Raw genomic sequence first — 21350 nt, 5'->3', positions numbered from 1 at the left:
TTTCACTGCTTATTCCAAGCGGCGTGCGTAAATCCTCTTTTCGGTAACTGACTCCGGAGTGCCGTTTCGCATGTTTTGCCTGCCCGGGCTTCCACTGTCCCCGAATCGCTAGCACAAGGCATCAACTGCTACTTTCTCCATCACTGTCCATATTCATATTCACATATATTAACCATTTTTAATGCAGTTGTCAAACGGGGCATTAGGCATAATTGCCCAGGGCTTACTCAAGGGAAAATTTGTCCATCTGATCAAGAAAAGCTCTGGACTTTAGCGGAATGCCGATATGAACATCCATCAGTTCACGCATCATTTTTTTCAGTTCTTTTTTGGTCTCCGGTTTAACCTGAATGGCCCCGAGACGTCTTAGATCCATGCGGCTGAACAGCCTCAGCAGCTTATAAGCGCCTTCACTCATCGGAATCGCTCCGGCATCATTCCTTGCACAGCGAGTACATAACACGCCGCCTGCATGCGGACTTAACCGGAATGGCCCTTGCTCACTCGAGCAGTTTACGCAGAATTCAAACTCTGGTGAATAACCAGCTGCATCCAATATGCGCATTTCATAAAGATGAGAAATGATTTGCGGGTCCTTGTCTTCTTGCATTGCCATAAACCCAGCCTTCAGCTGCTCAAACAGCAATTCTCCCGATTCATCTTCCTGAAGCGTCTTGTCTGTCAGCTCTGCCATATAAGCAGCATATGCAGACAGATCCAACTGTTCACGCAAAAGATGGTGAGATTCTAGAATCTCACCATGATTAAGATTGCCTAGTCCTTTATTCCGGAAAAAAACAAACTCGCCGTATGTAAATGGCTGCGCGAGAGAAGCATGCCTGCTCTTCACCTTCTTCGCGCCGCGCACCATTACGCCAAGCTTACCGTTAGTTTTCGTCAGCAGCGTAATAATTTTATTGCCTTCCCCATAGTCCATGCTGCGGATGACAATGCCCTCCACACGATATAGCATAATTCTTCTCCCCCATGCTTACTTCAAGGCAGCCTGCAGGATAACGAATTAAAGGGCAGACGAATCCTCGAACTCAGCAGCAAGCTCCTCATTGTCTCCCGGCAAATGTTGAGGATGATTCTCTGGACCAAGTTGATCCATTTCCTTGTAGAGCATGTAAGACTCTACGTCACCGGTCAATGTAAAATACTTCCACGAAAAGTTTCGCATTCGTATTCATCCTTTCCGCCTTGGAAATGAAGCCCTAGACGTTAATTAGGATGCGGTAAACAGACGAATGCTATCCTTAACAAATTTCGTCAATCCTGCTTAATCATGCCTGAAGCCAAAATCTTTCAAGACGCGTTCCTGATTGCGCCAATCCTTCTTCACTTTGACCCAAAGCTCCAGGAATGTGCGCGATCCGAGCAAGGCTTCAATATCACGGCGTGCCTGCTTGCCGACTTCCTTCAGCAATGCACCCTTCTTGCCGATAATAATCCCTTTTTGGGAATCGCGTTCGACGAAAATGACAGCGCCAATATAAACAACGCCGTTCTCCTGCACGCGCATATCTTCAATGCCTACGGCAATGGAATGCGGAATTTCTTCACGCGTCATATGCAAAATTTTCTCGCGGATCAGCTCTGAAACGACAAATTGCTCCGGATGATCCGTCACTTGATCGGCCGGGTAATATTGCGGTCCCTCCGGCAAATATTTCTGGAGCTGCGCAAGAAGCGTCTCGACATTGTTGCCTTGAAGCGCCGAAATCGGTACGATCTCTGCGAATGGATACAAATCCTTGTACTGTGTAATCGTTGCCAGAAGCTGCTCGGGCTGCACTTTGTCTATCTTGTTCATAACTAGGAATACCGGTGTATCGACTTTCTTCAGCTGTTCGATAATAAAACGGTCGCCGCCGCCAAGCCCGTCTGCAACGTCAATGAGGAAGAGTACGGCCTCGACCTCTTTCAAGGCGCCCTCCGCTGTCTTCATCATATAGTCGCCAAGCTTGGACTGCGGTTTGTGAATACCCGGCGTATCCAGGAATACGATCTGCGACGTGTCTGTCGTATATACACCATGGATTTTATTGCGAGTTGTTTGGGGCTTGTCCGACATAATGGCGATTTTTTGCCCGATTAGATGGTTCATAAGCGTAGATTTGCCGACGTTTGGACGGCCAATGATAGCCACAAAGCCGGATCGGAATTTCGATTGAGTCATGTGAATAGTTAACTCCCTTTCTCTAATGAAGCCGGTGTAAATGCACCGGGCAGCAGCTCAGTAACGGTCATGATGTTCCACTTTCCGTGCAGGTTGCCCATCACAACAGGCATGTCCAGCTTGCAAAGCTCTACCATCACTTGGCGGCATACACCGCACGGGGTAATCGGCTCATCCGTATCCCCCATCACAGCAATGACCTGGAATTGACCCGGCCGCTTGCCATCGGCAATTGCGCGGAATAAAGCTGTTCGCTCGGCACAATTACATGGGCTGTATGCTGCGTTCTCAACGTTGCAGCCATAATGAATATGGCCGCTATCGTCCAGAAGCGCTGCGCCTACACGAAAGCCGGAGTATGGCACATAGGCCCGCAGCATTGCCTCTTTTGCCGCATTAAGCAATTTCGAATATTCCTCCGATAATCCCTCGAATGCCATGAGCCTCAGCTCCTATTCTTCGTATTAATCCATGATAAAATGCCATAAGGGCGGCCCAAGAATGAGCAGCCCAATGATAATAGCCATAAACGCCGCAACCAGCACAGCACCCGCAGCCACATCCTTAGCCGCTTTTGCAAGCGGATGTATGTCCGGACTGGCTAAATCAACGGTATGTTCAATTGCTGTATTAATCATTTCCAGTGATATTACAACCGCAATCGTTAACAGCAGCACTGCCCATTCCAGACGGGTCAAAGGCAGCATTGCCCCGATTGCGCATACGATAACAGCAGCTATAGTGTGAATCTTCATATGCCGCTGCGACCGGACAGCCAAGACAATTCCTGAACAAGCGTAACCCAGGCTGCGGATAAACTTCGGCATTAACGCGACAAACCTGCCTTTTGCAGAACGGCTTCCTGTTTGGAAGTCATCTCTGCTTCACCTGCATCGTCCATGTGGTCATAGCCAAGCAAATGGAGGAAGCCGTGCACGAACAGGAATCCAATCTCTCGTTCCAATGAATGTCCGTAGTCTTCGCTTTGCTCCTTCGCCTTCTCAACCGAGATGACGATATCGCCAAGCATACCGGAGATCGGATCAACTTCATCTTCGCTCTCAACCTCGAAAATAATATCGAGTTCTTCCGTGCCGTCATCCTGCATGGCAAATGACAAAACATCAGTAGGACGGTCGATATTGCGGTATTCGCGGTTAAGCTGATGAATCTGCTCGTTGTCAGTAAACGTAAGGGTCACTTCACCGTCGTTAAGTCCCTCCATTTCGCCGGCAATTTGCAGTAGCTGCTCCAGCCGATTGATCCATGGTTCAGGAATTTCAATTTTGTCTTGCTCATTGCTCCAGTCTAATTGCAGGCTCATGCGGTTTAACGCTCCTTTGGTTTAACATCTTCCGGGTATTCAATGCGCGAATGGAAAATACCAATAACACTTTCCTTCAAAGAATGAGCAATTTTATCAAGCTCTTTCATCGTCAGGTCGCATTCGTTATATTGATTGTCATCCACGCGGCTTTTAATAATCTTCTGAATCATCGCCTCTACCTGCTCGACCGTCGGGCTCCGCAGACTGCGTACTGCCGCTTCCACACAATCGGCAAGGCCAACAATGGCTGCTTCCTTGGATTGTGCTTTTGGCCCGGGATAACGATAGTCATCCTCCGTGAAATTCACTTGAATCCCCTGCTCCTCCGCCTGTTTAAGAGCTTTGAAGTAGAAGAATTTCAAGGAAGTTGTGCCGTGATGCTGCTCGGCAATGTCACGGATCGGTTTCGGAATGTTTTGGGCTTTCAGCATATCCACACCGTCACGTGCATGAGCCACAATGATCGATTTGCTCAGCTTTGGTTCAATTGTATCATGCGGATTTTCCATATTCGTCTGATTCTCGATAAAATAGCTTGGCCGTTTCGTCTTCCCGATATCGTGATAATACGAGCCGACACGGCAGAGCAGCCCGTCCGCACCGATGGACTCGGCAGCTGCCTCTGCCAGATTCCCTACCATAACGCTGTGATGGTAGGTGCCAGGGGTTTCGGTCAGCAGCTTGCGAAGCAGCGGATGGTTCGGGTTAGACAGCTCTACCAGCTTCAAGGCTGACAAGATGCCAAACGTTATTTCAAAGAATGGCATAAGCCCGATGACAAGAATCGCCGTTAATAATCCGCTTGCGAATGCAAAAGCGAGAGAATAGACAAGCGGGCCTTGCTCCAGCTGTTCCGTCAGGAACATCAGGGACAATACGGCAAGCGAGCCAAACAAGCTGACCATGATGCCGGCCTTCAGGATTGTAGACCGCTGGCTTGCTCTGTGAATCGAGAAAATCGCCGCCAGCGAAACGACGATAATAACGAAGCCGTATTGGAAGTCGAAAACTTGTCCTGTTTGTGTATTTAGTATAATACTTCCGGCTATCGCAAACAAAACAGAGCTGATCAAGGCTAAATGCACATCAAGCAGCAGGGTAATCAGCATCGTGCCCAGCGCGGCAGGAGCCAAATAACCGGCATATGGCGCAGAGTCTGTCTGCGTTAACGAAATGACCTGCATCGTAATAATGTTGATCAGATAAATGAGCCACAGCATGAGCAAATGCGTATTGCTGTAGCTTGGTTTTGTACTGTCGCTGCTGCCATATTGATGCATGTAGGTATACAAGCCAACCACTATCGTGATAGCCATCAGCAGCAGTCCAAGCTGCGGCCAATAATTCCGCTTGTCCTGCAGAAGCTCGGATTCTTTCAGAAGCTCGTACATCTCGGGAGTGATGATCTCACCGCGTTTGACAATGAGATCGCCTTCTTTGATCACAACCTGCGGCGTGTTCTGTTTCGCGAGAATCTTTTCTTCATCCGTTGCCTGCTGATCGAGGAACCGGTTCGGCATAATCGTAAACCGGGCGAGCTCCTGCACGATTTCCCGGCTTGAACGGTTGGTCAGCGAGCTGGCGTTCACCAGCTCTGCAACCTTCGTACGCGCCGTCTCCGCATCGCGGAGCTGCTCGCTCATCAGCTTGCGTACAACATCCTGCCCAACCGTACGCATCTCTTCCAGTTGATCCAGCGTCAGGTTCGGAAGCTTGTAGAACGTTTCTTCCGGAATGGTATAGACCTGCTCCTTGATGACCTTCGACATCTCATCAAGCAGCGTGTCGCTATACTTATCCGAGCCCATATTCATTTTGACAAAATTGTCGACAAAGGTATTATACTTGCCGGGAATTTCGTTCCGGTAAATTTCCACCTTATTCTGCACCGTTACTTGATCATCCAGATTCAATTGCTCAATCCGGACAAAAATTTGATCAATCAGCTGTTCATTGCGCAGGGCAACATTCGAATAGATGGAATCGATCTTGTTCGCCGCTTCCTCCTGCGCTTCCAGCGTTGCCTTGCTGTCAAAGATTTGATGCGGTGCTGCTATATCTTTATCACTGGGTGCATCCACCTGGATATCGTAAGTTTCCGGCACCACATGCGGCGCCAGGCTGAAATAAAACAGCAACACAAACATAAATAAGAGCAAGTAGCGGACAGCTGCGCTCTGTTTCCAGCCAGTCGGTTTGGCCTGCTGTAGATTTGTTTGTTTTCCGGCCTGAGTCTGATTCATCGAGCGGACATTCCTCTCTATGCTTTGTTTTCAGCGTCCCAGTTGTATGCCACGATAATTTTTTGCACCAAGGAATGGCGAACGACGTCTTGCTCGGTAAAATGGATAAAACCAATTTCCTCAATGTCTCGTAAAATGCGCTGCGCTTCGATAAGCCCGGAATTTTTGCCCCGCGGCAAGTCAATCTGCGTAACGTCGCCTGTAATAACCATCTTCGAACCAAAGCCAAGCCTTGTCAGGAACATCTTCATTTGTTCAGGGGTTGTATTTTGCGCTTCGTCCAAAATAATGAACGAATCATCCAGCGTACGTCCGCGCATATAGGCAAGGGGAGCGATTTCTATCGTTCCGCGTTCGAACGCCTTTGCCGTTTGGTCGGGACCAAGCACATCATGCAGGGCGTCATAAAGCGGTCTCAAATAGGGGTCGACCTTCTCTTGCAGGTCACCTGGCAGGAAGCCCAGATTTTCTCCCGCTTCAACAGCAGGACGTGTCAGCATTATTTTTTTAACAGAGCCTTCTTTAAGGGCCGCTACAGCAAGAACAACCGCAAGATACGTTTTACCGGTACCGGCAGGACCAATTCCGAACACGATATCCTGCTTCTTGATTGTCTTCACATAATGGCGCTGTCCGATTGTCTTCACGCGAATCGGCTTGCCTCTGTATGTCGTCGTAATTTCAGCCTTAAGCAAATCGAGCAATTCTTCCGCTTGCATGCTGCGCGCAAGATCAAGCGCATAAGTGATGTCTCTCTCCGACGGAGAATAACCTCCCCGGACAAGCTGAAGCAGCACGTTATAAAACTGCTCTAGCGATTCCACTTCTTGCACCGGACCGGAAATGACAATTTCCGCGTCACGAGAAGATAGAGTTGCCTCCATCTGCTGCTGCACGAGCTTTAGATACTTATCTTGGGGGCCAAATACGGCCAAACCCTCTACGGCATTCTGGAGCGGAATCTTGACTACTTTTGCTTCACTCTGCAACAACCTCATTCTCCTTGCATCTGGACTAGTGGCATCTCTTCTACGATTGATTGCTCCACTTCAAAAAGAACTTTCATATAAACTTTACCATTCTCCGTCTTTTCATGCAAAACAATTTCCTTTAATATAACCGCATCGTTGCCTGCCTTCTGCATCACATCAGCCTTGGCCTGGAGCATTCCGTTGTTTTTCGCTTCTTCCTCCGTAAGCTCCCGCACATCGGTACGGACCTCCATAACCGTCTTCTTAAGCCGCCCAAACGGCAGCTTCCAGCTGCGCCAGACCGCTTGCTCCTCAACCACGACATCCTCTGACGTATCAAACGGATTTTTGCCATAGCCGCTGACCTGAAGCGCTCGGTGACCGATGACCGCATACCACTTTGTCTTCTTCTCTCCCGTGTACACTTTAACCTCCTGCGTAAGTGGGGAGGCCACCATAAATTCATACCAGACAAGTCCCCTTACATTGCCCTTCGCGACAACAGTCTGCGTATAGGCACCGCCGCCGATCGTTCCCGAGATCAGGGTCTGCCCTTTTTTGACTTTCATATTTTTCTTGACGACAGGCCGTCCCTTCTCGGTGTATATCTCCGTTATAACCGCATCGTTGGAGGCGACAAGATGACGGGGATTTTGCGGGTCCGCTTTTTCCGGCTCGGTTGATTCCACGACCTGGATGATGATCCTTGTCCCTTTTTTCTCCACGCCAACCCAGGTTGCTCCCGGCAGATCGGTCGCCAATTCTTTGGATAACACATCCTTATCCTTCAAGCGGAATGACCATTGCATCGGGAAAATCCCTTCACGTTTAGCCGCAGTAAGAATCTGTTCTTCCGTCAGCTTCACATTCCCCTTCACCTCAATCGACCAGACAAGGGAAGACAATAAGTAGATCCCGATAAAAAACATGGCAATCCCGATGGCGAAAAACTTTCTTTTCTCCATGCGGACAAGCCAAAAAGGCATACCTTCCCTCTTGGTGACATGCGCCCTGCAGCCTGTCTCCTTCAAGAACGGACGAAGACGAAAGAAGTCACCGACAGACAATTCGAATTCCAGCTTCCCATCGCTTGTCCACCGGATAGAAGACAGCTCGAGCCCCCCTTCGAGAGCCCTGTTAACGAGCTGTTCAGGTTGTCCGCCCCTGATATGCACCGTAACAACACCGCGTATCCACTGCAGCCATTGACCAGCCATGCTCATCCCTCCTGATCCCTTACTTCGATACTTTTTATTTGACCCTCTATGAACACTTCTTCCGTCCAGATCGTTCTTATGACAAGCGAGGTTCCCGTTACTTCCAGTTCGCCCTTGCTCAAGGCAAGTCTCAGCTTCTCACTGGAGAAATGAAGCACACCCCGGTGGTTCTCGATGTAAAGCTGGCGGTCCCCGATCATCGTCATGCGGGGCAGATCATAGACCACATCCTGCGGCAAATCCAATATATCGGCAGTCAATTTGCGTAATTTACGGTTTAAACGGCCCATAGCTGATCCATTGTCCCCCTCCGCCGCGCGAGTGCACATTATTGTACTGTACCAAAATATGCGGCGAGGAAACGATTTATGAAATATATGGGTGTTAGATAAAAAATAACAGCCGGGTAACGATGCTTGAAGGCATCATTCCCCGGCTGTTCTTATTCGAAGCTATTTGCCGAACGGGCGCTTGGAACGCGGAGGACCTAAAATTTCGGCCCATACGATCGCTTTACGCAATTCATCGGCTTTTGGTGTTGCCAGTTCAGCTCTGCTCTCCGCAGCAGCTGCTGACTGGGGCTTAGCTGCAGCCAATCGCGCACGAGGCGGTTCTGCCGGCCGGCTTGGCGCGGCCTGAATGGCCCGCTCCAGCGTCGGCGAACTGTTCCCCTCGCCAGAGCCCACTCCCTCCCCTTGGAGAGATGAGCCCGTCATTATGGGCTTCTGAGGCTGATATGGAGACATAGAGGGCACCGGCTCCGGCCTAGCCGCACGCTGGGCAGGATAAGGTCTTGAAGAATCATCCTCCTCGTCTTCCTCTTCCCATTCCTGACGGGCAACCGGTTTGTTCGGTTCGTTGCCTCCCCCAAAGCTTGGCATCCGGTTCGTACGGCGTTTTGCACCGGAACGTCCGAACATCGAGAAGAGAACACCGCCGACTACGATAACCCAATATATATTTTCGAGCAGAAAACTTATTAATTTCACGCCTGCACCTCCATCATGCGACGCGGCTAAGCGCCTTAGTTGTCTTTATCGGCAGGAGTGTCAGGCTTGCCAATCGTATTGCGCATATGCGTATCGGCTTCGATATTTTTCAAGTTCATGTAGTCCATAACGCCAATTTTACCTGATTTGAGGGCGTCAGCCATCGCAAGAGGTACCTGGGATTCGGATTCCACAACCTTTGCACGCATCTCTACGACGCGGGCCTTCATCTCTTGCTCCTGCGCTACCGCCATGGCACGACGCTCTTCGGCTTTCGCCTGTGCGATCCGTTTATCGGCTTCCGCCTGCTCCGTTTGCAAATGGGCGCCGATATTTTTGCCTACGTCTACGTCCGCAATATCGATCGACAGAATTTCAAAGGCAGTACCTGCGTCAAGCCCTTTTCCAAGCACGGTACGGGAGATCATATCCGGATTTTCAAGCACGTCTTTATGCGAGTTGGAGGAACCGACCGTAGTAACAATCCCTTCACCTACACGGGCGATAATCGTCTCTTCACCGGCACCGCCGACGAGGCGTTCAATATTTGCGCGCACGGTAACACGAGCCTTAACTTTCACTTCAATGCCGTCCTTCGCAACCGCAGCTACGATAGGCGTCTCGATGACACGCGGGTTAACGCTCATTTGAACCGCCAGCAGAACGTCACGGCCAGCAAGGTCAATCGCCGCCGCACGCTCGAAGACGAGCGGGATGTTGGCACGCTGCGCGGCAATTAAGGCGTTAACGACGCGGTCAACGTTACCGCCGGCGAGGAAGTGACTCTCCAGCTGGTTAATCGTGAGCCCAAGTCCTGCCTTCGTTGCTTTAATCAACGGGTTAACAATTCGGCTAGGCGTTACACGGCGGAGACGCATGGCAACCAGTGTAATAATGCCGATTCTTACGCCCGATGCCAGTGCGGAAATCCACAGCATAATCGGGAAGAAGCTCAAGAATACGGAGAGAACAATAATCGCTACCACTACAATAATTAATACGGATACAATCGGATCCATTTGGTATAACCCTCCATGTCATTTTTTCTCATTATCCTATACGACTTCTCTTACGACAACCCATGTTCCTTCGGTTTTAACGACTTTTACAGTCTTGCCGGAAGAGATGAACTCCCCTGATGTGATGACATCAATACGATTGTCGCCAATCTGAATCGTTCCTGCCGGGCGGAGAGGCGTTATCGCTATCCCTTCCTGGCCCAGGAGATCATCCTTCGTTTCTGCGGACAGATAGCCCTTATCCGTAGTCAGCTTCTCCCGCAAAATAAATTTGTTCCAGATGCCTCTGTCCTTGTATTTCTTCACCACAAAGTACAGGATAACCGTGGCAACCGCCAAAGCGATGACGAGCGAGATTATAGCCGTAACCGGACTGGATGCAGCCGTCAACACCCCGGCAATCAGCGAGACGCTGCCGATGATGCCGAGAATGCCCCAGCTAGGCACAAACAGCTCGACAAAGAGCAGAGCGATGCCGACAATAAACAGAACGACTGACTCCATTCCAGCAAATCCTGCAATATAGTGGCCAAAGAAATACAGGCCAAATGACAGGATCCCCACAACGCCGGGAACACCGAAACCCGGAACAAACAGCTCAATGGCTATGCCGGCGATACCCAAAACAAACAGCACGGTCATAACAACCGGATTAACCAGCCAAGAAGCAATCTTCTCCGCTATGCTAGGATTGATCGTGATCTGTTCCCGTTTATCCAGCCCCAGCCACTTGATCGCGTCGTCCACCGTTTCTGCCTTATATTCTGCATAGCCGACTTTAATGGCTTCATCCGCCGTCAAGGTCAGGATCTGGCCGGACTGCTTAGCCTGCTTAAGATCAGGCAGCGGGAGGATCACGCCGGGATCCACCATCGCAGCAGCGATATCCGGATTGCGGCCGTTTAATTCGGCTGCTTCTCTCATCGTCTTCACCCAGAACGAGATGACCTTCGGATTATCGATGAGATCTCCTGAGCCGTTAACAACCGCCGCGGCTCCAATCGTACTTCCCGGTTCCATGACAATGTTTTGCGCATTAAGTGCGATATAAGTACCTGCGGATACTGCCTTTCCTTCTACATACGCCGTAGTCGGAATGCTGCTCTTGCGGATAAGCTCGCCAATTTCCTCTGCACTTGTAACTTCTCCGCCGAACGTATTAAGCACAAGGATTACTCTCTCCGCTTTCGCTTCGGCCGCTTCTTTATAAGCCCGCTCCAAAAACGATTTAAGCCCGGATTCCACCGTTTGCTTGACCGGTACGACATAGACCGCGGGACCGATTTCTGCCGTATCTGCTCCTTGTACGGACTTGCCGCCGGTGATCAGCCCGCCTGTTATAACCAGCATCATCGAAACCATCAGCAGAAGAGGCCATATGACAGCAGCAATGCGCCATCGTTTCGTTTGCAAAGTGTCGCTCCTCCTTTTCAATCAGTAACCGTTAATACGCATATATGTACATTATGTTTCAAAGTTGTCACAAATAAGTGTAAACGGTGGCGTTCATCCTTATGTGGACAGCATATGTCTCGCAGTGATCATTTAAGCCCCGAATAAATTAAAAAGCAAAAACACCCCTCGAAAGGGGTGCCTTCGTCCGAACATATAGTTATTGCAGAAATTGTTGTACATATTGATTTACTAGTTTACCATCAGCGCGCCCTTTTGTTTTTGGCAAAAGTGCACCCATGACTTTTCCCATCTCGGCTTTGGAAGAAGCACCGAGTTCCTGGATGGTCTGCGTTACAATCGCTTTTATCTCTTCTTCGGTCAGCTGTACGGGAAGGTATTGACTAATAATTTCAATTTCTGCTGAAAGATCTGTAACCAGATCATCTCTGCCGGCTTTGCTAAATTCTTGGAGGGAATCTTTACGTTGTTTGATTTCACGACTGAGTATATCTACCACTTCAGTGTCCTCAAGAGGACGCTTCAAATCAATCTCCAAATTTTTAACAGCTGCACGAATCATACGAATCGTAGTCAGCTTGAACTTGTCCTGATTTCTCATGGCTTGCTTCATATCGTCGTTCAATCTATCGCTCAGGTTCATTATGGAAGGATCCTCCTAAAACTTTCTCTTACGCGCAGCCTCGGACTTCTTCTTGCGCTTTACACTTGGCTTTTCATAATGCTTGCGTTTTTTAACCTCAGCCAAAACACCATCTTTAGCGATGGAACGTTTAAAGCGGCGAAGCGCAGCATCAATAGTTTCGTTTTTGCGAACTTTAGTTTCAGACACCAGTTTTCCCTCCCTCCGAAACAGACCGTCCAGAGCATTAAACATTAAACACGGTTTATCAAACTTCATTATAAGACAAAACAAAATGAAGTGTCAACTTACACTATTTCCTACTAACGATCCTAGCTTCTCTCCACCCACTAAATGAACGTGGAGATGGTATACAACCTGACCGCCATCGCTGTTCACATTATTAATCAGCCGGTAACCCGACTCGGCAATTCCTTGCTGCTTTGCGATTTCTCGGGCAGCTGCGAACACTTCCGCGATAACCGGTCCATCCTCTTCGGTTACATCGTTCATCGTGGGAATATGTTTTTTGGGAATAATCAATATATGTACAGGAGCCGCGGGCTGGATATCTTTAAACGCAATGACGTTCTCGGATTCATATACCTTTGTCGAAGGAATGGAGCCTTCGATGATTTTGCAAAAAATACAGTCCAAATATGCCCCTCCCTTCATCCATACTATGCCAATTATTATAACCGATAAATGGTATGCTCGTCCAATAGCAGCACGCCGGATTGAACGCTGATGCGTTCAAGTACCGGGTTATTCATCAAATCTTAATAAAAAGGCAGCAGCGACAGCGATAATAGGCCTGCAAGCGGCAGGACCTGGCGGAAGAATCGTCCTCTCGGATAGTACGGATACGGATACAAGCCAGGGTACGGTAAAAAAGCTCGGTTATCCCAGCCAAGCGATCCGCCGCAAGGGACAGCCAGGCAAACATACTGGTCGTCTACATGCTCGACAATGCCGTCAATACACCATCCGTCATGCGTTTGTGCGAGCACATACCGGTGCATATGTGCGGAACAGTGATCCTTCAGCGATTTCTTGTGCGGCTCAGCAAACGCTGTCTGCACCACCGGCGCCTGGTTCTCTGCCTTTGCAGGAGCGATCGATGCCGGCTTGGATGCAGCCGGTTTGACCTCCGTCGTCTTTCCTTTTTCCTTCTTGCCTTTCTCCATCCTTGTCAGCCTCCCGTCTGCTACTATCGTATGCAGAACTGGGCGTTTGGCTACTGGGCAGATCATTTCATGCCGGACTGCTCCCGGATGGACTGCTCAAGCTGCTTCGCAATATCCAGCCAGCCAATCCCTGCGCCAATCTGAATCGCACCGCTGCGGGTTTTGCCTGAATCAAGGTTAAACTTGTTCAAAATGTCGAGCTGCTTGGAGTAGATTTCCTGCAAAGATTTCAAGTATCCGGATTGCTTCTCTGTCAGAGTACCGTCCTGCTGTTTTATGTATGCCAGGGAATTATCAACATCAATTAAATAGCTGTAAATGTGATCGGGGTCAAATTTATTGGCTTCATCGAAGCTGCTGGCCTGCTGCAAAAATCCGGTCACGCCCGAAGCATCGCGGATAACGGAACCGTCCTCCGCCGTTGTTCCTTCCAGAATTGCGTTTGTATTATCCAGTACCGCCTCATAGTAAGAGACAGCTTTTGCTGCTGCGTCTATGATCTCCAGACCTTTTTCATACTTATCATTCTGCTCTCCCTGCAGGGACTGCGAGTATAAGAACACATTGCCTGTAAGGCTGAATACTAGCAGCAATAAGGTGATTGGCAGTGCAAAGGACCTTTTTTTCGATTGATGCTCTTTTTTCTGTTCCATCTTACGTCCATCCTTCCTCATCTCAAAAGAAGTAACTTTCCTGCGAAAAGTTCAAGCTGCATATATGATGTACTTTCCGCAGGAAGGTTTATTATCTATCCTGATGTCATTTCCGTTATAACTTGAAATTATAATTTAACCGCTTTTCCGCCATCAAAGAAGAATACATGGCTTTCTGCAATCGGCCGGCCGATAACCGATTGGATTGCCTCCGCATACAGCTCCAGTTGGAACCTGTGGCGCTCCGCGGCCTGCTCCCACTGCTTCATATAGATCCGGTCCGTCTTATAGTCCAGAAGGACAACGCCGTGTTCGTCTTCAAACAGACAGTCGATCACACCCTGGATCAATATCGATTCACCAGCCGTATCGGACGCTAACCCCGGGTAAACCCTTCGAGCCGGGAACATACAGCTGAATGGCACCTCACGCCTAACCCACTTGGCGTTAACCAGCCGTTTACCGATCTCGGTATCAAAGAACGAAGCAACCGACGGCAAATCAATGGACTCTGCCTGTCTTGCCGTCAGCAGCCTGCGCGTTACCATGTCGCTTAGGATCGTCTCAAGCTGGGCAACACTAACCTCGCCGGTAAGCGGTAGATGCTGCATAAGAAGATGGCTCACCGTTCCTTTCTCGGCAGCCGTTAAGGAAGCCTCTTCCATGAACTTTGGCCGTCTTAACCGGAACGTATAGCTTCCGCCGCCGACGCTCTTCTTGCTTTCCGCTTGATTCCTGTCGAGGTTATCTGCAAATAAGGGCTGGCTTTCATCCAGCAATTCGACCGCTTCGGCATGTAGCCGCTTCATCTCCGTAACCGAGGTTTTTGCAGCAACAAGTGTAGAGGCCTGATAACCGTAGCGCCATTCCAGACGTCTGCGCAGCTCCTCATCAGGGTCCACCTGATCAAGCTGGGCTAATGACAGGACGCCTTGCAAACGGTCCTCGCGCTCCTGATCCGCATCCGTCAGCTGCTCCGAGCCTACAGCAACCTCCAGGCCAAGCATGGCGGCATCCACCACTCCGGCTCTCCACTGCAAGAGGCGCGATGCTTCGTCACCAGGCAGCGCTTCTTCCGGCATTTGGTTAAATGCGGCAGCGGCAAGCGGTCCAAGCCAATCCAGAAATGTGGACGCCGAGCTTAACCGGAAATCCGGGATAAACCCGCTTGAATCCGCTGCGGACTGCCAGCGGCGCTGCTTGGCTGCGGCATCTGACACCGTACCAATCAGGAACATCTTTTCCTTCGGGCGTGTTAAGGCAACGTAAAGAATTCGCATCTCCTCGGCCAGCATTTCCATACGCATACGACGCCGAATCGACAGGAACGGCAGTGTCGGATAGCTGACGCGCTTCTCCGGATCAATAAATTTCGGACCAAATCCCAGCTGCTTATGCTTCAGAAAGGCGCTTCGCAAATCCTGCTGGTTGAAATTCTTGCCTAAGCCTGCAACAAAGACGACCGGAAATTCAAGTCCTTTGCTCTTATGAATGGACATAATCCGCACGACATTCTCCTGCTCGCCAAGTGCCCTTGCCGTACCAAGATCACCGCCGCTGTCCCGCATCCGCTCAACAAACCGAAGGAAGCGGAACAAACCGCGGAACGAAGTCGCCTCGTATTGGCGGGCACGGTCATGAAGCGCCCTAAGGTTAGCTTGCCGCTGAACGCCGCCAGGAAGCCCGCCGGCAAATTCATAATAGCCGGTCTCCCGATAGATGCTCCAGATCAAATCAGCTAACGAGCCTTGCCTTGCCTCATTGCGCCAGCGGTCCAGCCGTTCAAGGAACAAGGACAGCTTGCGTCTCAGCTCATCCGGCAGCAGCAAATCGCCAGCCGCCTGCAGCACCGCATCATAATAGGTATCATGCATGGCCCCAATCCGGATAAGTGCCAATTCTTCAGCATTCAAACCAAATATCGGCGAACGGAGCGTGCCGGCAAGCGGGATATCCTGATACGGATTATCGATAACCCGAAGGAGGGAAAGAATCGTCTCCACCTCTGTCGCATCAAAATAGCCGCTGCTCAGTTCCGCATAAGCCGGAATGCCTGCAGCCTGTAGTTCTTCAATGATAACAGGAGCCCATGCCTGCGTTGCCCTGAGCAATATAACGATGTCTCGCCATTCCATGGGGCGGCTTTCCCGCTTCTTGCCGTCATACACCCGGAAGCCTTCATCCAGCAGCGTGCGGATCTGCCGGGCAATAAGCCGGGCCTCCAACTGAGCGGTTTGAAGCTCTTCCGCCGAAGCAGCGGCAGGGACTGCTCCTTGCTCCGGCTCTTCATCGGAATCCGCTGCTGTTGCAGCAGCAACCTCTTCCGCGTCCGAGGAGCCTGCCTTATCAATAACCGCGAGTTCTACCGCGAAACGTCCAGCCTGTTCAGGCTCAGGATAAGACGCTCCGCATACCAGCTCGGCACGTTTGTCGTAATCCATCTCCGCTACCGATTCCCGCATGATAGCACGGAATACATCATTAACCCCGTCCACCACTTCAAGCCGGCTTCGAAAATTACGGGCCAGATCTATCCGAAGGCCGTCGCCGCCTGGCGCGCCGTAGTTTTTATATTTGCTCATGAACAGGTTGGGTTCGGCAAGGCGGAAGCGGTATATACTCTGCTTCACATCGCCTACCATAAACCGGTTACCAGCCTGAGGATTAGCAATCAGGGACACGATCGCTTCCTGCACCATGTTTGTATCCTGGTATTCATCAAGCAAAATTTCATCGAATTGCCGCTGGTATTCAAGCGCTGCGGAGGACGGGGCCGTAAGCTCCGGCGTCGATTCCGGCGATCTCAATATCCGCAAGCAATAATGCTCCAAGTCCCCAAAATCAAGCAGCCCTTTCGCCCGCTTCGCAGCCTCGTATCTTTCCCCGAATTCGATAACAAGCTCGGACAAAGCTGCCATTAGCGGCGCGAGCTCCTGCAGCTCCCAGGCAAATTCTTCAGCCGAACGTCCGAACAGTTCATCCGCTAGTGAGCTAATCAGCTTCTTCGCATTGTCACGAAGCTCTTTGGCCTGCTCCTGCATCGTTTTATCATAATCATCGCCGCGCATGGCCTTCAGCTTGCCGAATTGCACCGCCTGGAACGGTTCGAACCACAGCTCCCAGGGATGCATACGTACGTTCTCAGCCAGACTGTTCACAAGCGCAAGATCCTCTTCCAACGTCGCAGCATAAGGCGCGGGGCCGGCAGGCTCCCTGGTCAGCTGCATCGCCTGATTGAGCAAGGATGCCGCACCGGACAAGGCCAGCTCGACATCAGCCCTCAAGCTTGCCACCCAAGGACTGTTGCGAAGACCCTCTACGTTATATATGTTAAAGCTGGCTGCTGTCTGGCGAAGCCAATGCTCCGGCCATGGATGGCTTTGCGCGAAGTCATAGAGCTGCTGAACCAGCCTGTACAAAGGCTCGTCGCCACGCTCTCCGCCATAACGGTCGGCCAACCGGAGGAATGCCCCGTTATCGCCGGCGCCTTCATATTTTTCTTCAAACAGCTGATCCAGCACGTCAATACGCATCAGTTCGCTTTCCGTTTCATTCGCAATCCGGAAGCCCGGGTCAAGCCCGATTAACGGATAGTACCGCCGAATGACATCCAGACAGAAGGAGTGAAGCGTCGTAATGGAAGCGCGGTTCATTAAAGCTAATTGTCTGCGCAAATGCTCCGAATCCGGCTGCTTCTCCAGCTCTTTCTCAAGCGCAATCCGAATCCGGTCCTTCATCTCGGCTGCCGCTGCTTTCGTAAAGGTTGCAACTAGCAGCCTGTCAACATCGGAGAAAGAGGAGATTTTCCTAATAATCCGCTCTACCAGCACAGCTGTTTTCCCTGAACCGGCTGCTGCCGCTACGAGGACATCCGAACCCTCTGTCACAATGGCGCGCCACTGGTCATCTGTCCAGGTGCTGTTCTCCGGCTTAGCCGGTACATTAGCCGTTTCCATGTGGTGTCTCCTCCTCTCCACTCAATTGATGCCATATCTCTTCATCCGAAAGCTTGCTCAGCTTCATATATTCATTGCCGTCAAATAAAGGATCAAATTGGCATACCGGCTTATAATCGCAATATTGGCAAGGCGACTTCGTTCCGAGACGATAAGGCTCAATAGACACCTTGCCGCATCCGATCTCTGAACCGATTTTTCCAATAGTCCGTCTGACCGAGCTGCGCAGCACGTCCCACTGCTCATCTGTCACTACAGAAGAACTGCTGTAGAAGCTTCCGTCACGCTTCAGTGCAACGGGAAGAATCTCCGAATAGCCGGACTCCAGCTCACCGTCCATCAGCTTGGCAGTCTCTGCTTCGGCAGTGACAAGTCCGCGAGTTTTGAACTTCTTGAGCAGTCTTGCATTTACCTCAGCAACGGATATGCCGTTTGATACCGCAAGCATCGGATTATGCACATGGAAATAAAGCACACCGGCAGGTGATGCCGGCTTCCCGAGCCATTCCGAGGCATGCGTGACGAGCACATCCAGGTAAGTGAGCATCTGCAGCGACAGTCCAAATGCCACTTCCTCCAGCCTCAGCTGCGTTGCGCTTGACTTGTAGTCCAATACGCGAAGCAGCAAACCATCCTCCGTATCAGCCGCATCTACACGGTCAATCCGGCCGATGATTTCCATCGAACCTCCGTTATCCAAAGGAATAACAAGGGCAGGAAGCGTCCCATCCGGGCCAAAATCAACCTCGAGCCCAACGGGCTGGAACTGTGCTCTGCGGGAGTGCTCACTTAAAATAACTGCCGCCTGTGCGACAATTTCCTTCAGCTTGCGGGCAATGTATTGGAATCTTCCGCTGCTGAGCAAAATTTGCGATTGCAGCCTTGGAGCAAGCTCATCAACTGCCTTCGCTGCTGCTTCGCGGATTTGCCCTTCCGGCATCGAGCCCCATCGCTGGCCGATACCTCCCGCCAGACGGCTGAGTGCCGCATGGAACAGCTGCCCGACATCCGGCGCTTCAAGCCGGTACATCTGACGTTCACGCAGCCTTAGCCCGTGAATGGCGAAATGCTGGAACGGACAGGACACAAACCTCTCCATTCTGGACACACTTGCTCTCAATTGGGTGCCATACAGCTGTTCAGCCGTTATCGTCGTTAGTACTTGCTCCTGATTGTAGAAGTTTAACGAAGCAATCAGAAGCTGAAGCTTGTCCTGCCATTCTGGACGAATGGCGTACCAATTGTAGATATCCCACCAGAAAGAAGCAATGTCTTCGCCTTGACGCCAGGCACGAAGCTCTGTAATCAAATAAGCGAGAGTCCGCTGAGGGTGTTCAATATAGGAACGCTGCTCGTTTGTCTCCATACCCGGAGTGGGTTCCCCCGACGCCTGATAGACCGGGATGCCCGGGAACAGCTGCTTTACCTGCCGGATCACTTCCGAAGGCAAAAGACTTTTCCCTTCCTCGTCCGCCTGCGCCCAGCTGATCCACAAATGATGGCTGGCCGTCGTCAAGGCATTATAGATTAGGAAGCGCTCGTCCAGGAGCCTGCGCCTAACGCCTGGCGCCATCACAATGCCTTCCTCGGCAAGTCGTTCCCGTTCCTGCTCGGTCAGAACGCCGTCCTCCTGAATCCGCATCGGCATAACGCCGTCATTGGCTCCAAGCACATAACAAATCTTCACATCTCCGGAACGTGTCCGGTCCATGCTGCCGATCAAGGCTTGATCAAGCGCAGGCGGTACAGCCGCAAGCTTCAGGCTTTCGAGTCCCGTCTCCACCATCCCGGCGAACAGCTCCGGAGGCATGTCTTCGTCCCCGACCATCTCAACCAGCTGGTCCAGCAGCTGCATAACACCGTCCCACAGCTGGCGGTGCGATCTGGCGCGCTGCGTACGGCCAGCTGCACTGTCTTCACGGCTCCAGCGCTCCAGACGGTCTGCTGCATCCGAATGATCAAGCAGCTTGTACAGGGCTTCGCACATGGCTTTCACAGTGGATGCTTTTTTCAAGGATTGCTCAAACTTCCGAAGCGGAGGCACAATCGCCTCTCTAGCGGCCATCACCGCTTGAAATTCCCGCTTGGCTTTCGCAGAGGGCTCCGATACAACCTCCGGCTCATCCTCCAGCGATTGCGGCATTAATGGTTGCCACCTGGAACGGTCAAGCCACTTCCAGCCGTCCACCCCCGCTGCCAGAACATAATTTTCCAAACGGTCAAACATCTCACGCGACATACTTCCATCGATCGGGAACAGGAGCTCCGTCTTGATGCAGCGGAAAACCGCCTCGTAGTGCCAGCCATGCAGCACGGTCTCAAGCGCTGAACGGATAAATTCAACAAGCGGATGATGGACCGTATTATTTTTCTGGTCAAGGAAATAGGGGATCTCATAATCATCAAATATCGTTTGGATATAATCGTTGTAATCAGCCGCGTTACGCACCATGACCGCCATATCACGCCAGCGAAGGCCGTCTTCGCGAGCCCGCCGTACCATGTCTCTTGCTGCAGCCTCCACTTCGGCTCTTCTGTTCGCGGAAGAGTGCAGAGACACACCGCATGATGGACTTTGAACAGCCAGCATCTTCTTATCCGGCAGAAGCATAGGCGTCCTTCCGCTATAATGCTTCTCCAGATGGGCCAGCATCGGGCTGCCCTTAAATCGTGAAAAGCCTTGCTCACCAAGAACAATGGTCTCGTATACAGGCACGCCTGCCTGCGCTGCTAAAGCTGACAGCTTGCCATAGGTTTCGGCAGTGGGATGGAACAGCTCAAGTTCATGCGGCAATTCGTCGTTATCATACGGACGGTCGAGCGTGAGCGCCACCGTTACTTCGGCGGAAGAAGCAATCAGCGTTCCAAGCGCTTCGTATTCCTTTGGCGTAAAGCCGTGGAAGCCGTCAATCCACAGGTGCGCGCCATGCATGGCCGGTGCTGAGGCGTAGCCTGCAATTAGTTGCGTCAAATAATCTTCCGAATCTATATAAAGTCCGCTTAATTCCTGCTCCAATTTGTCATAAACCAGACGCAAATCATGCAGCTTCCGGTTGAGAAGCGATGTATCCTCTATTGAAGCGGTGTTCTCCTTCAGGAGATTGGCATCAATCCCGTACCGTTTCCACTCAGTCAGCAGCTCTCCCAGCCGCTCAATAAAGCCTGGCTGTTCCGCTCCGTTCTGGAACAGCTCGAGCTGCTTGCCAAGGCGGTGAATGATCTTGAACAGCATCATATGCTTGCCGTTATCGCTGATCGGAATAAGAGCAGTACCGCCCGTCTCCTGCATCACGCGAAAGGCCAGACGGCGGAAGCTCAGCGCCTGGGCCCGGATCGTCCCGCTAAGCTCCGAACCCTTCAATAAGGCATACTCCGTCTGGAACGTCGCCTGCTCCGGAACAAGCATAATAAGCGGCGCTCCATCCGGCTCACCTTGCAGTTTGGCACGGATATCGTCAAGACAATAGGCTGTTTTCCCCGTTCCCGAACGGCCAAGCACAAATCGAAGCCCCATCCTCAAAATCTTCCTTTCCGTTTCCATCTCATAATCTACTATACTATCATATTGCGG

20 protein-coding genes are annotated in these 21350 nt (G+C 51.1%); all 20 read right to left on the bottom strand.

Translation table 11 applies throughout. The features are described from left to right. Nucleotides 1–223: 223 nt before the first annotated feature. On the bottom strand, nt 224–973 hold the full coding sequence (gene recO / locus BM200_RS22275; protein ID WP_091188859.1) for a DNA repair protein RecO: 750 nt from the start codon (nt 971–973) through the stop codon (nt 224–226). 48 nt (nt 974–1021) lie between these two features. Next, the gene (locus tag BM200_RS22270) at nt 1022–1183 is read right to left on the bottom strand and encodes a YqzL family protein (RefSeq protein WP_091188858.1); all 162 of its coding nucleotides are present in this window, start codon (nt 1181–1183) and stop codon (nt 1022–1024) included. Between the two features lie 99 nt (nt 1184–1282). After that, nucleotides 1283–2182: a GTPase Era gene (era, locus tag BM200_RS22265; protein ID WP_091188857.1), complete on the bottom strand. Its 900-nt coding sequence runs from the start codon at nt 2180–2182 to the stop codon at nt 1283–1285. 8 nt (nt 2183–2190) lie between these two features. Continuing rightward, nucleotides 2191–2622: a cytidine deaminase gene (gene cdd / locus BM200_RS22260; protein WP_091188856.1), complete on the bottom strand. Its 432-nt coding sequence runs from the start codon at nt 2620–2622 to the stop codon at nt 2191–2193. A 24-nt stretch (nt 2623–2646) separates the two neighbouring features. Further along, on the bottom strand, nt 2647–3009 hold the full coding sequence (locus BM200_RS22255) for a diacylglycerol kinase family protein (protein ID WP_091188855.1): 363 nt from the start codon (nt 3007–3009) through the stop codon (nt 2647–2649). Then, nucleotides 3009–3506 (bottom strand): rRNA maturation RNase YbeY, encoded by a 498-nt coding sequence (ybeY, locus tag BM200_RS22250; RefSeq protein ID WP_091188854.1) that lies wholly within the window; start codon nt 3504–3506, stop codon nt 3009–3011. Before ybeY ends, BM200_RS22255 begins: the two co-directional genes overlap by 1 nt. A gap of 5 nt (nt 3507–3511) precedes the next feature. Further along, nucleotides 3512–5752: an HD family phosphohydrolase gene (locus tag BM200_RS22245; RefSeq protein ID WP_091188853.1), complete on the bottom strand. Its 2241-nt coding sequence runs from the start codon at nt 5750–5752 to the stop codon at nt 3512–3514. 17 nt (nt 5753–5769) lie between these two features. After that, nucleotides 5770–6750: a PhoH family protein gene (locus tag BM200_RS22240; RefSeq protein ID WP_091188852.1), complete on the bottom strand. Its 981-nt coding sequence runs from the start codon at nt 6748–6750 to the stop codon at nt 5770–5772. Then, nucleotides 6747–7940, bottom strand: a complete 1194-nt coding sequence (yqfD, locus tag BM200_RS22235) for a sporulation protein YqfD (protein ID WP_091188851.1) — start codon at nt 7938–7940, stop codon at nt 6747–6749. The genes BM200_RS22240 and yqfD overlap by 4 nt, the downstream gene beginning before the upstream one ends. A gap of 2 nt (nt 7941–7942) precedes the next feature. After that, nucleotides 7943–8230, bottom strand: coding sequence for a sporulation protein YqfC (gene yqfC / locus BM200_RS22230; protein WP_091188850.1), 288 nt, complete (start codon nt 8228–8230; stop codon nt 7943–7945). A gap of 162 nt (nt 8231–8392) precedes the next feature. Further along, nucleotides 8393–8929, bottom strand: a complete 537-nt coding sequence (locus tag BM200_RS22225) for a hypothetical protein (RefSeq protein WP_091188849.1) — start codon at nt 8927–8929, stop codon at nt 8393–8395. Nucleotides 8930–8964: 35 nt separating this feature from the next. Next, the gene (floA, locus tag BM200_RS22220; protein ID WP_091188848.1) at nt 8965–9948 is read right to left on the bottom strand and encodes a flotillin-like protein FloA; all 984 of its coding nucleotides are present in this window, start codon (nt 9946–9948) and stop codon (nt 8965–8967) included. Nucleotides 9949–9984: 36 nt separating this feature from the next. Beyond that, nucleotides 9985–11361, bottom strand: a complete 1377-nt coding sequence (locus tag BM200_RS22215; protein WP_091188847.1) for an NfeD family protein — start codon at nt 11359–11361, stop codon at nt 9985–9987. Nucleotides 11362–11560: 199 nt separating this feature from the next. Further along, entirely contained in the window at nt 11561–12004 is a 444-nt protein-coding gene (locus tag BM200_RS22210; protein WP_091188846.1) for a GatB/YqeY domain-containing protein, read from the bottom strand. A 15-nt stretch (nt 12005–12019) separates the two neighbouring features. Next, nucleotides 12020–12193: a 30S ribosomal protein S21 gene (rpsU, locus tag BM200_RS22205; RefSeq protein ID WP_005547957.1), complete on the bottom strand. Its 174-nt coding sequence runs from the start codon at nt 12191–12193 to the stop codon at nt 12020–12022. Between the two features lie 93 nt (nt 12194–12286). Next, nucleotides 12287–12640 (bottom strand): histidine triad nucleotide-binding protein, encoded by a 354-nt coding sequence (locus BM200_RS22200; RefSeq protein WP_091188845.1) that lies wholly within the window; start codon nt 12638–12640, stop codon nt 12287–12289. A 122-nt stretch (nt 12641–12762) separates the two neighbouring features. Continuing rightward, nucleotides 12763–13170 (bottom strand): hypothetical protein, encoded by a 408-nt coding sequence (locus tag BM200_RS30490; protein ID WP_245773124.1) that lies wholly within the window; start codon nt 13168–13170, stop codon nt 12763–12765. 62 nt (nt 13171–13232) lie between these two features. After that, nucleotides 13233–13823: a hypothetical protein gene (locus BM200_RS22190; protein ID WP_091188844.1), complete on the bottom strand. Its 591-nt coding sequence runs from the start codon at nt 13821–13823 to the stop codon at nt 13233–13235. 128 nt (nt 13824–13951) lie between these two features. After that, nucleotides 13952–17779 (bottom strand): helicase-exonuclease AddAB subunit AddA, encoded by a 3828-nt coding sequence (addA, locus tag BM200_RS22185; protein ID WP_091188843.1) that lies wholly within the window; start codon nt 17777–17779, stop codon nt 13952–13954. Then, entirely contained in the window at nt 17766–21293 is a 3528-nt protein-coding gene (addB, locus tag BM200_RS22180; protein WP_091188842.1) for a helicase-exonuclease AddAB subunit AddB, read from the bottom strand. Before addB ends, addA begins: the two co-directional genes overlap by 14 nt. Nucleotides 21294–21350: the final 57 nt, after the last annotated feature.

It is taken from the genome of Paenibacillus catalpae (assembly GCF_900112695.1).
In the GTDB taxonomy this organism is placed as follows: domain Bacteria; phylum Bacillota; class Bacilli; order Paenibacillales; family Paenibacillaceae; genus Pristimantibacillus; species Pristimantibacillus catalpae.
Note: the sequence above shows the minus strand (reverse complement) of the source record. Positions and strands in the feature narration are given on the sequence as shown.